This is a genomic window from Terriglobales bacterium (assembly GCA_035764005.1).
Classification (GTDB): Bacteria; Acidobacteriota; Terriglobia; order Terriglobales; family Acidobacteriaceae; genus Gp1-AA112.
The window spans coordinates 1-9,776 of the sequence record DASTZZ010000049.1; the positions used below are offsets into that span (position 1 = coordinate 1).

Sequence of the window (9,776 nt, forward strand, 5' to 3'; positions counted from 1 at the left end):
GCGTGGGGAAGGTTTGCTGGCGTAGCTCAGCTGGTAGAGCATCTGATTTGTAATCAGAGGGTCGGGGGTTCAAATCCCTTCGCCAGCTCCAGATTGTCGGCAGCCGCAGCGCACAGAAGTACACCTGCACAAGAGGAACACACCTCCTGAAGTCTTTCCGGTTCTGATTATCCGGTACGTCTTTTGAGAACGTAGGTTTGCACTTGCAGTGCTTTGCTGCGCTTCGGAATTTGTGATGGCAGTACAAGAAGGCAGAGGCTCAACCAAAATGTCGTCGTTGCGACGGCCGAGCCGAGAGCCGATAGCCGAATGCCGACAGCCGGTGTTCACGCCGATGTAGCTCAGTTGGTAGAGCACTCCCTTGGTAAGGGAGAGGTCACCAGTTCAATCCTGGTCATCGGCTCCAGTTTTTAGGGTGAGCGGCGAAGGCGCGTCGGATTGGGCGTCCGAAGCGGCGAGCCGGGATCCCCTGCGCGCCGATGTTGCGCGATGGGGTGGGAGGGGTGAAGCGGTTCTGCCGCGGAATCCCTCGGAATTTAAGCTGCACAGGTGGCCGAGTGGTTAATGGCAGCAGACTGTAAATCTGCCGCTCCTTGGAGCTACGGAGGTTCGAATCCTCCCCTGTGCACCAGTTTGAAGTACAAAGAAGGTTTGCTCTCGCGGTGCCAATCAAGTTGCGTCTAGCGCTAGCGTTGCTGGCTTACGCCGTTTTAGGTTTTCTGGCGTGGCGCACGATGCAGCCAGACAAGGTTCGGCTAGTGACGTTTGCCATTCTTGGTCTGATGGCCTTTCGAACTGTGACGCACGGGATAAGGATGAACCGGGAGAGCGAGGCAGGAGAAGCAACTGGCGGGCAGGAATCGGCGGGTTCAGAGATGATCGAGCCGACTGCCGATTGCCGATTGCCGACTGCCACGAAGTCGCGGGAGTAGATAGGTCAGGACTTCAGTCCTGACTAGAGTCACAGCCTTACAGGTCGAAGCTGGCTTGAGGGCGAGAGAGTTCGCGGGAGTAACTCAGTGGTAGAGTCACAGCCTTCCAAGCTGTTGGTCGCGGGTTCGATTCCCGTCTCCCGCTCCAAAAATTAGCTACCAGCCGCCAGCTTCCAGCCGGACCTTGGAAGCCGCGAGCGGTTTTGCTGGAAGCTGGAGGCTAGTAGCTGGCAGCTTATGTATACTCAGGCCCCGATTGAAGTTGAGAACAAGCCGGTTTACACGCAACTGAAAGGCGCGATCGAGAACGCGCTGGTTGCGCACACCGAAGACTTTCTTCACGCAGTGAAGCGCTTCGGACTGCGCGTACGCCAGTTCGAGCAGCTATTGCAGCGGCGAGTGTTCGAGCAGTTGCCGGGAGCGTCAGCCGAGCGCCCATGCGAAGAGCTATATCGCCAGTTGGGTGCGTCGGACCAAGGTTTGATTCGTGAGTTTTACCTCACGAGCATCGAAGAAGTTCCGGTAGAGCTGAGAGGGAAGTATGCAGCTCTGTACAGATACGAAGTAGGAAAGTAGCCCGGTAGGTGGGGCTTAGAAGCTAAGCAGCTTAGAAGCTTAGGAGCTTATTCATGGCGAAAGAGAAATTTGACCGCAGCAAGCCGCACGTGAACGTCGGCACAATTGGACATATCGATCATGGCAAGACGACGTTGACGGCCGCGATCACGAAGGTGCTCTCGAAGCACAATCCGAAGATCCAGTTCCGCTCCTTCGATTCGATCGACAACGCTCCTGAGGAGCGTGAGCGCGGAATCACGATCGCGACCGCGCACGTTGAATATGAGACGCCGAATCGCCACTACGCGCACGTCGATTGCCCGGGCCACGCCGACTACATCAAGAACATGATCACCGGCGCAGCGCAGATGGATGGCGCGATCCTCGTGGTCGCAGCGACCGATGGTCCGATGCCGCAGACCAAAGAGCACGTGCTGCTGGCTCGTCAGGTTGGTGTGCCGTACATCGTCGTGTTCCTGAATAAGTGCGATGCGGTCGAAGATCCCGAGCTGATCGATCTGGTCGAAGTTGAAGTTCGCGAGCTGCTGAGCAAGTATCAGTTTCCAGGAGACGCGGTTCCGGTCATTCGCGGATCAGCTCTTGGAGCGCTGAACGGCGAAGCCAAATGGGAGAAGACGATCGACGAGCTGATGGAAGCCGTCGATAAAAACGTCCCGCTTCCTGCACGCGATGTGGATAAGCCGTTTCTGATGCCGATCGAAGACATCTTCTCGATTTCCGGTCGTGGAACCGTCGTCACAGGCCGAATTGAGCGCGGCAAGGTGAAGGTCGGCGAGGAAGTTGAGATTGTCGGATTCCGCGAGACACGCAAGACGGTCGTGACCGGAGTCGAGATGTTCAAGAAGCAGCTCGACGAAGGCATGGCGGGCGACAACGCTGGACTGCTGCTGCGCGGCATTGCCAAGGAAGACGTGGAGCGCGGCATGGTGCTGGCCAAGACGGGATCGATCACTCCGCACACCAAATTCAAGGCGGAGATCTACGTGCTGACCAAGGAAGAAGGCGGCCGTCACACGCCGTTCTTCAAAGGCTATCGTCCGCAGTTCTATTTCAGAACGACAGACGTAACCGGAGTAGCAGAGCTTCCAGCAGGTACAGAGATGGTGATGCCTGGAGACAACGTAGCTCTGGTGATTGAGCTGATCACGCCGGTAGCTATGGAGAAGGGACTCAGGTTCGCGATCCGCGAAGGCGGCAGAACCGTGGGTGCAGGAACGATTTCGGAGATACTCGCTTAAGCAAATGGAAATCTCTGTTGACGGATTTCGGGGGGATGCTGCTAGTCGAGACGCCGTGCGCGGAATCTCGGCATCCCAGCTGCCTAAACTGACGGAGGCCCAACGGGACGTCGCGCGCAAACTCGGCTCTTCCGAAGAGGAATACGCGAGGATGTTGCTGGCCGGTGAGAAAAATCAGGAGAAGCTGCTCAGGAAAACTGAGCGGGTTGCAAGGCTGATCCGACAGATGCTGCAACGAATCTCGGCAATAGCAGAGGTAAAGAGCGTTGCGCTTCGCGTCTTTCAGGAACGCTTTGATGTGGCAATCGCTATTGGCACTGAAGATGTTGCATTGTCTCTCGACGAACGTCTCATCGATAGCTACTTCGACGAAGGATCCAGCGAGGCAGAGGCGAGTCTCAACAGAGTATTGGAGCGAGCACTAGCGGTCAGAGCTTAACGGATGCAGATCAATCGGCGCGATGTTGCTGTTCTGCTAACCGAAGATGGTCGTCAGGTGCTGAGGCTGGCTCAATTGAGTTTGCCAGATTCTGCTTCGATCACGTTAGAGATCGAGGACACTGACGATATGGGACTTTGGGCCAGGGTGCATCGCGGAGATGGTGACCACTTGATTTTGATCAGATGGGATTACGTCCTGGCCGTAGACTTTCCGGCAGGAGAACCAAGAGCGCTCGGTCTCAAGCCGTAGGCTGGTTGAGAACATTACATGGCTCAGCTTCACAAAGACCAGAACTTCTCTGGCTTCGATTTGTCGAAGCTGCAGGCCAGCCTGTACGACATGAAGGTGGCTCGCGGAACCGACGAATACCTGGCAAGGTTTGTGGGTTGGGAGTCGCACAAGGAAGACGGGGAAGATATCGCACTGTTTGCAGTGAAAGTTGGTCAGGGCGAACAGGTGCGGAAGCTGGTCTTCGAAAGCGGTGACAAGATCGAGGATCCACGGCGTCTTAAGACGTTGTTTACGCTGGTGTTCTCGGCAAGAGACTTTGAGAACGGAGAATTAATCCCAACTCAGCAAGAGTTGGAGATGGTGAAATAGGACTATGCGCGAAATCATTACATTGCAGTGCAGCGAGTGCAAGAATCGGAACTACTCGAAGACCAAGAACAAAAAGACGACCACGGGCCGGATCGAGCTAAACAAGTTTTGCCGGTTCTGTCGCAAGCACACGTCGCACAAGGAAACGAAGTAATTTGGTAATTGGGTAATTTCGAAATCGGGTGATTGGGCAACTGGTTGTTACAATTACGAATTACCCGATTACACAATTACTCAATTGTGACGGAGGGGCGTAAGCTCAACGGTTAAACTGCCGGTCTCCAAAACCGGACTTGGGGGTTCGAATCCCTCCGCCCCTGCCAGAAAGATGAACGACGTTTCAAGTTTCGAGTTTCAGGTTTGAACTCCAAACTGGAAACGTGAAACTCGAAACTGAAATTTGGGAAGCAGGCTTCAAGTGGGAAGTGTAGAGACAAAACGAGTGAAGGCCACGTCAGTGGCGGATGGCGACAACATTGGCGATCGACTAAAGGCGTGGCCAGACCGTACCAGGGACTTTCTCGACGAAGTCCGCGCCGAGATGAAGAAGGTCAACTATCCCGGCCGCAAGGAAGTGCAGGCGACGACGGCGGTGGTCATCTTCACCGTATTTGTTTTCGCGGCATTTTTCTGGGTAGTTGATACCCTGATTCAGTTTGGGTTGAGTCACCTGCTGAAGGTCTTCAACAGTTAAGAATCGAGGCGCCGGCCGGACGATTCCGGCTTGGCTAAATATTTGATGACAGAAGAAACCAAGAACGAAGCAGCAGCGACTGCTGGCGTGCCTCCGACCATGCCGCCTGACGCGGTGGCTGGAGCAGGCGAGCAGCCGCGCAATCCGAACATGAAGTGGTACATCATCCACGCCTATTCGGGCTTTGAGCGCAAGGTGAAAGAGTCGCTCGAGTCGCGCATCCAGGCGTTCGGGCTACAGGAAAAAATCGGACGCGTGCTGATTCCCACCGAAGCGGTGACCGAAGTTCGCAGCGGCAAAAAGTACACCAGCGACCGCATGTTCTTTCCCGGCTATGTGCTCGTGGAAATGGACCTCACCGGCTTCCGCACTGGCGGCGAAGGAGACCACGTATGGCACGTGGTGAAATCCACGCCGAAAGTTACAGGATTTGTCGGCACGGCAAACGATCCCACTCCGCTTTCGGAAGATGAAGTTAATCAGATCGTCTATCGCGTCCAAGTTGGTAAGGACAAGCCGAGGCTAAAAGTAAAGTTTGCGAAAGACGAATCGGTGCGCATCACCGACGGCCCATTCGCCAACTTCACCGGCAAGATCGACGAAGTGAACGAAGATCGCGAGACGCTGAAAGTAATGGTCACCATCTTCGGCCGCGCAACGCCGGTGGAACTGGAATTTGGACAGGTAGAGAAAGTGGCGTAGGAATCGGGTGATCGGGGCATCGGGTCATCGGGTGAAGTAAAACCTATCAGGCACGCAGACTAGGTTTTACTTCTCCCGATGACCCGATCACCCGATGACCCGATCGGCGAAGCAAGCTTCGAAGCCCAAAGAGATTGCAGTACCAGAATTTAGAAACGACGAGAATCCAAACCATGGCACCGCCAAAGAAGGTACAGACTCAAGTAAAACTCCAGATCGCCGCAGGCAAGGCGACGCCCGCGCCGCCGGTTGGTCCTGCCCTCGGTCAGGCGCAGATCAACATCATGGAGTTCTGCAAGCAGTTCAACGCTAAGACAGCCGGCAAGGATCAGGAAGGCCTCATCATTCCCGTAGTGATCACGGTCTATACCGACCGCTCGTTCACGTTTGTAACGAAGACGCCGCCCGCGTCGGTGCTGCTCAAGCGCGCTGCCGCCGTGGCCAAAGGCTCTGGAACTCCGAATAAGGATAAAGTCGGCAAGGTGACTGAAAAGCAAGTCGCCGACATCGCCAAGCAGAAAATGCCAGACCTGAACGCGGCCTCGCTCGACGCAGCGATCAAGAGCGTCAAGGGAACCGCCCGTTCCATGGGCATAGAAGTGGTAGCATAGGGGTAGCGCGTTTCAAAAGAAGCGTTTCAGTAGAATCGTTTCAGAGAAAGGCGTTTCAAAACCAAATCGTCCTTTGAGTGACGATTAGTTGAAACGATTTCCCCTGAACGAATTTCCTGAAACGATTCACCTGAAACGCCTTTCGTCATTACAACTACGGCCATGCAGCAGCAACGCATGTGCGGTGGGAGACAGGGAAAATGAGAAAAGCAGGAAAGAACATCACTAAGGCCCGTACGGCCGTCGAGCAGCGTCCTTACAAACTCGACGAAGCGGTGCCACTCCTCAAGAAGGTTAAGTTTGCAAAGTTCGACGAGACCGTCGAAGTCACTCTTCGTCTCGGCGTCGATCCCAAGCACGCTGACCAGATGGTGCGCGGCACTGTCGTGCTTCCTCACGGACTCGGCAAATCGAAGAAAGTTCTCGTGATCGCCACCGGCGACAAGCAGCGCGAAGCCGAAGCTGCCGGAGCCGATATCGTCGGCGGCGAGGAGATGGTCGAGAAGATTCAGAAAGAAAACTGGGTGGACTACGATGCCGTTATCGCCACGCCCGACACGATGAAGTCTGTCGGACGCCTGGGCAAAGTCCTCGGCCCTCGCGGTCTGATGCCGAATCCCAAAACGGGAACGGTGACTTTTGACGTGGCAGCAGCCGTGAAGGAAATCAAAGCCGGAAAAGTCGAGTTCCGTACCGATAAGACCGCGCTTGTCCACGTGCCCGTAGGCAAAATCAGCTTTGATCCCAACAAGCTCGTCGAAAACGCGACGACCGTGATTTCGAGCGTAGTGCGCGCGAAACCCGCGGCAGCCAAAGGCAAGTACATCAAAGGCGCGACGCTGTCCTCGACCATGGGTCCGGGAATCAGTATCGACACCACGCAGATTGAGGCGGCGTCGAAAGCATAGGAATTTGGTGATTTCGCGATTTCGTGATTTCGCGATTTGAAAATCACCCGATCACCAGATCACGAAATCACCCGATCGTCGCAGACGGTTGGGTCGTATAGGAATCTGAATCATGGCCGTTACCAGAGCAAAGAAAACCGAGCAGATTGAGAAGCTCGCTGCTGACCTGAAGCAGGTCAACAGCATGATCGTAGGCACCTTCGGCAAGCTGACCGTCGCGCAGGATTTTGAGCTGCGCAAGACCGTCCGTGGAGCGGGCGGCAAGTATCGCGTGGTGAAGAACACACTCGCCCGCCGCGCCGCTGAGGGCACCGCTGCAGAAGAAGCGCTGAAGAAGCTGAAAGGCGTGAGCTCAATCGCCTACACCAAAGGCGATCCCGTCGCGCTCGCGAAGGCGCTGACGAAGTACGTCGCTGACAACCCGGAGTTCACCTTCAAGGCTGGTGTTGTTGAAGGCAAAGTCATCTCGATTAACGACATCAAGGCCCTGGCCAAAATGCCGAGCAAGGAAGAGCTTTACTCGAAGCTCCTTTTCCTTATGCAAGCTCCAGCGCAGCGGCTCGCCGTTGCCGTCAACGCCGTTGGACGCAACCTGGCAGTAGTCGTGAACCAGGGAGTGAAAGAAAAGAAATTTAGCGAGGCCGGCAGCTAAGAGGATTGAGTGATTTCGCGATTTCGTGATTTCGCGATTTGCAAATCACACAATCACGAAATCGCGAAATCACGAAATTCGCGAAAAGGCCGGCAACAAGGTTCGCCCATTCATCAGGGTGCCTAGTCTGGGGCACACCGGAAACCTGAGTGGATCGGCAACTCCTCGGCGCGAGCCGATGAGCAGCAGTACAGATCAGGAGATTCAGTCACGCGGTAATCGGCGCAAGGTCTTACTTCACCCGATCACCCGATGGCCCGATCACCCGATCCGGAGAACAGTTTAGAAATTCGAGGAGATTAGAAATGGCTGACATTCAAGCATTAGAAGATCAGATTGTTAACTTGTCGCTGCTCGACGCGGCGGCTCTTGTGAAGAAGCTCGAAGAGCGTCTTGGCGTTTCGGCGGCTGCGGCAGCCCCGGTCGTGATGGCCGGCGGCGGAGCGGCAGCAGGCGCGGCTCCGGCAGCAGCGGAAGAGAAGACCGAATTCGCGGTCGTCCTCACCGCAGTTGGCGCGAACAAGATCAACGTCATTAAAGCCGTCCGCGAAGTCACGAGCCTCGGCCTGAAAGAAGCCAAGGACCTGGTCGACGGCGCACCTAAAACGGTGAAAGAAGGCATCAACAAGGAAGAAGCCGAGAGCATCAAGAAGAAGTTCACCGAAGCCGGCGCAACCGTCGAGATTAAGTAGCGACCGCGCCGGATTCGGCGCGAGTTATTCGATCCACAAGTTGCAGTGGTTGCGTGTTTCAGAATGGCACGGCGCGAGCCGTGCCATTTGTTTGAAACATCCTGCCATTTTTGGAAAGACACGGGCCGAACTGGATAGAGATCCGAAGGGCGCTCGGCGTCCGCAAAGGTCACGAGGCGGGAAGGAGTGCCGTGCAGTCTGCGGCAGGTGCGGAACTAGGCCGGAGTGAAATCCGGGCGCCTTGTTCGCGGGATAACTGGATTTGGATTCGCTCGTCAGGATCAAATGGAAGGCTTGACGAATCCTATGTCGTCAATGTTACTCTCTCAGGCCGTTCGGGAGGTGTGCCGGTGCGAAGCTCATTGTTGATTTCATCGGTGTTGTTATCGTCCCTTTTCGGCTTTGGAGCGACCTGTCCTATCGAAATTCACAAAGTTGACCCGCACGCTACTCCAATGAGCGCCGGACTCCTGGGAATCGCGGATAAAGATCCCTGGGATCATTACCTGAGAATTGAGTTTACAAATCGTACCGATAAAACAATTTCGGCCGTCAAGTTCGGTGTGGTCTTTGTTAACTCCCTGGCAGAGACGGAGCGTTCCGTTTACGCGTATACGTCAGATGCGAACGTAAAACCTGGTAAGACATCAAAGCCGTATTGGGGCGACGGTGTGTATTTCAACCAATTCGGTTACAAGATGTCTGCAGGTGCTTTTGTCGAGAGAATAATGTTCACAGATGGAAGCCTCTTTGAAGGTGGTGCCGATAATCCATGTGTCTTTCCGCAGGGCCCGTACCATCCCGCGGTTCCAACTAGCGATATCAGCAAAATTAGAGACAACTCGCTTTCAGCAGTCTCATCGCCAGCTTCGGCAAACGCTGCTGCCGCAATGGGGCATGTCGTCACACCACAGGAGGCAGCGCAACTGGTTAAGCAGCGGAAGGCATCGGTGGTCGCCGTGATTACAGCTCCGGCCGGCGCTGACGTTTATGTAGACGGAAACAAAGTTGGTGTGTCCCCTCTAGTATTTAATGTCCTCCGGCTACCTGATAAGGAGCAGCGCACCATTTCCGTGAAGCTCGCCGGATACAAGGAGTTCGACAAGACGATCATTCCGGATGGCTCTAGAGTTCCTATCGGTATAAGCCTTGAAAAACAGTAACGACGGAACGAGGTATGTCGTGGACAGAGCAAAAGGTACGCCAATTCAGGAGCAATCGATCGACGCATCCCTGTTCAACGCTGACGAAGCTGCCCAATTATTCGACGCAACTGCGCGCCAGTACATGGGCATGTCCGGAGAAGAGTTCCTGCATGCGTGGGACAATGGGTATTTCGCGACTCCAACGCAACGATCACACGCCGTGCGAGTTGCGAGTTTGATCCCACTGATTCGACGAACAAGCGTCTAAGAAAAGGGCATTAAGGCGCTGTCTTTGCGACCAACCCGTTCCCACGCTCATCAATATCAACAAGCTCAAACTCCGGCCAAACTCGTTCCATCAGCTTTCGCCGGGTTTTCTCCCTGTTTCGACCTCGGTACAGCACGTTTATCTCCACACTTGCAAAGGTGGGGCTCGCGTAGGCTATAATGTTTTGATTCGAGGCGGAATTCGGATTTGATCAGAGGCGTGGGCAGCGCGGGCATAGGGTCCGCTGTCTTCGTCCTCATTGGGATAGAGTTCGCTGGCGGCGGACTTCGACACAGGCCTTAAGAACTGGCGC

Annotated in this window: 15 protein-coding genes and 5 tRNA genes; all 20 read left to right on the top strand. The window is 55.0% G+C overall.

Annotation, left to right across the window (positions count from 1 at the left end; translation table 11 throughout):
- Positions 1 to 15 precede the first annotated feature (15 nt).
- Positions 16 to 91 (top strand) — tRNA-Thr (locus tag VFU50_07295).
- Between the two features lie 239 nt (positions 92 to 330).
- Positions 331 to 406 (top strand) — tRNA-Thr (locus tag VFU50_07300).
- Positions 407 to 543: 137 nt separating this feature from the next.
- Positions 544 to 631: transfer RNA gene (locus VFU50_07305), tRNA-Tyr, on the top strand.
- Between the two features lie 31 nt (positions 632 to 662).
- On the top strand, positions 663 to 932 hold the full coding sequence (locus VFU50_07310; protein HEU5232649.1) for a hypothetical protein: 270 nt from the start codon (positions 663 to 665) through the stop codon (positions 930 to 932).
- 73 nt (positions 933 to 1,005) lie between these two features.
- A tRNA-Gly gene (locus VFU50_07315) sits at positions 1,006 to 1,080 on the top strand.
- A gap of 89 nt (positions 1,081 to 1,169) precedes the next feature.
- On the top strand, positions 1,170 to 1,508 hold the full coding sequence (locus VFU50_07320) for a hypothetical protein (GenBank protein HEU5232650.1): 339 nt from the start codon (positions 1,170 to 1,172) through the stop codon (positions 1,506 to 1,508).
- A 53-nt stretch (positions 1,509 to 1,561) separates the two neighbouring features.
- Positions 1,562 to 2,749, top strand: coding sequence for an elongation factor Tu (gene tuf / locus VFU50_07325; protein HEU5232651.1), 1,188 nt, complete (start codon positions 1,562 to 1,564; stop codon positions 2,747 to 2,749).
- 4 nt (positions 2,750 to 2,753) lie between these two features.
- A complete protein-coding gene (locus tag VFU50_07330) occupies positions 2,754 to 3,188 on the top strand; it encodes a hypothetical protein (protein HEU5232652.1) in 435 nt (144 codons plus the stop codon).
- Between the two features lie 3 nt (positions 3,189 to 3,191).
- On the top strand, positions 3,192 to 3,440 hold the full coding sequence (locus tag VFU50_07335) for a hypothetical protein (GenBank protein HEU5232653.1): 249 nt from the start codon (positions 3,192 to 3,194) through the stop codon (positions 3,438 to 3,440).
- A gap of 18 nt (positions 3,441 to 3,458) precedes the next feature.
- The gene (locus tag VFU50_07340; GenBank protein ID HEU5232654.1) at positions 3,459 to 3,791 is read left to right on the top strand and encodes a hypothetical protein; all 333 of its coding nucleotides are present in this window, start codon (positions 3,459 to 3,461) and stop codon (positions 3,789 to 3,791) included.
- A 4-nt stretch (positions 3,792 to 3,795) separates the two neighbouring features.
- Positions 3,796 to 3,945, top strand: coding sequence for a 50S ribosomal protein L33 (gene rpmG / locus VFU50_07345; protein HEU5232655.1), 150 nt, complete (start codon positions 3,796 to 3,798; stop codon positions 3,943 to 3,945).
- Positions 3,946 to 4,038: 93 nt separating this feature from the next.
- Positions 4,039 to 4,114 (top strand) — tRNA-Trp (locus tag VFU50_07350).
- Positions 4,115 to 4,233: 119 nt separating this feature from the next.
- Positions 4,234 to 4,485: a preprotein translocase subunit SecE gene (gene secE / locus VFU50_07355; protein HEU5232656.1), complete on the top strand. Its 252-nt coding sequence runs from the start codon at positions 4,234 to 4,236 to the stop codon at positions 4,483 to 4,485.
- A 99-nt stretch (positions 4,486 to 4,584) separates the two neighbouring features.
- Positions 4,585 to 5,187: a transcription termination/antitermination protein NusG gene (gene nusG, locus VFU50_07360; protein HEU5232657.1), complete on the top strand. Its 603-nt coding sequence runs from the start codon at positions 4,585 to 4,587 to the stop codon at positions 5,185 to 5,187.
- Positions 5,188 to 5,360: 173 nt separating this feature from the next.
- Positions 5,361 to 5,798: a 50S ribosomal protein L11 gene (rplK, locus tag VFU50_07365; GenBank protein ID HEU5232658.1), complete on the top strand. Its 438-nt coding sequence runs from the start codon at positions 5,361 to 5,363 to the stop codon at positions 5,796 to 5,798.
- Between the two features lie 200 nt (positions 5,799 to 5,998).
- On the top strand, positions 5,999 to 6,706 hold the full coding sequence (gene rplA / locus VFU50_07370; protein HEU5232659.1) for a 50S ribosomal protein L1: 708 nt from the start codon (positions 5,999 to 6,001) through the stop codon (positions 6,704 to 6,706).
- A gap of 112 nt (positions 6,707 to 6,818) precedes the next feature.
- On the top strand, positions 6,819 to 7,358 hold the full coding sequence (gene rplJ / locus VFU50_07375) for a 50S ribosomal protein L10 (GenBank protein ID HEU5232660.1): 540 nt from the start codon (positions 6,819 to 6,821) through the stop codon (positions 7,356 to 7,358).
- A gap of 305 nt (positions 7,359 to 7,663) precedes the next feature.
- Complete coding sequence (gene rplL, locus VFU50_07380) at positions 7,664 to 8,050, top strand: 50S ribosomal protein L7/L12 (protein HEU5232661.1); 387 nt, start codon at positions 7,664 to 7,666, stop codon at positions 8,048 to 8,050.
- A gap of 455 nt (positions 8,051 to 8,505) precedes the next feature.
- Positions 8,506 to 9,213 carry a PEGA domain-containing protein gene (locus tag VFU50_07385; protein HEU5232662.1) on the top strand — a complete coding sequence of 236 codons (708 nt, stop codon included), beginning with the start codon at positions 8,506 to 8,508 and terminating at the stop codon, positions 9,211 to 9,213.
- A 19-nt stretch (positions 9,214 to 9,232) separates the two neighbouring features.
- Positions 9,233 to 9,463 (top strand): hypothetical protein, encoded by a 231-nt coding sequence (locus tag VFU50_07390; GenBank protein HEU5232663.1) that lies wholly within the window; start codon positions 9,233 to 9,235, stop codon positions 9,461 to 9,463.
- Positions 9,464 to 9,776 lie beyond the last annotated feature (313 nt).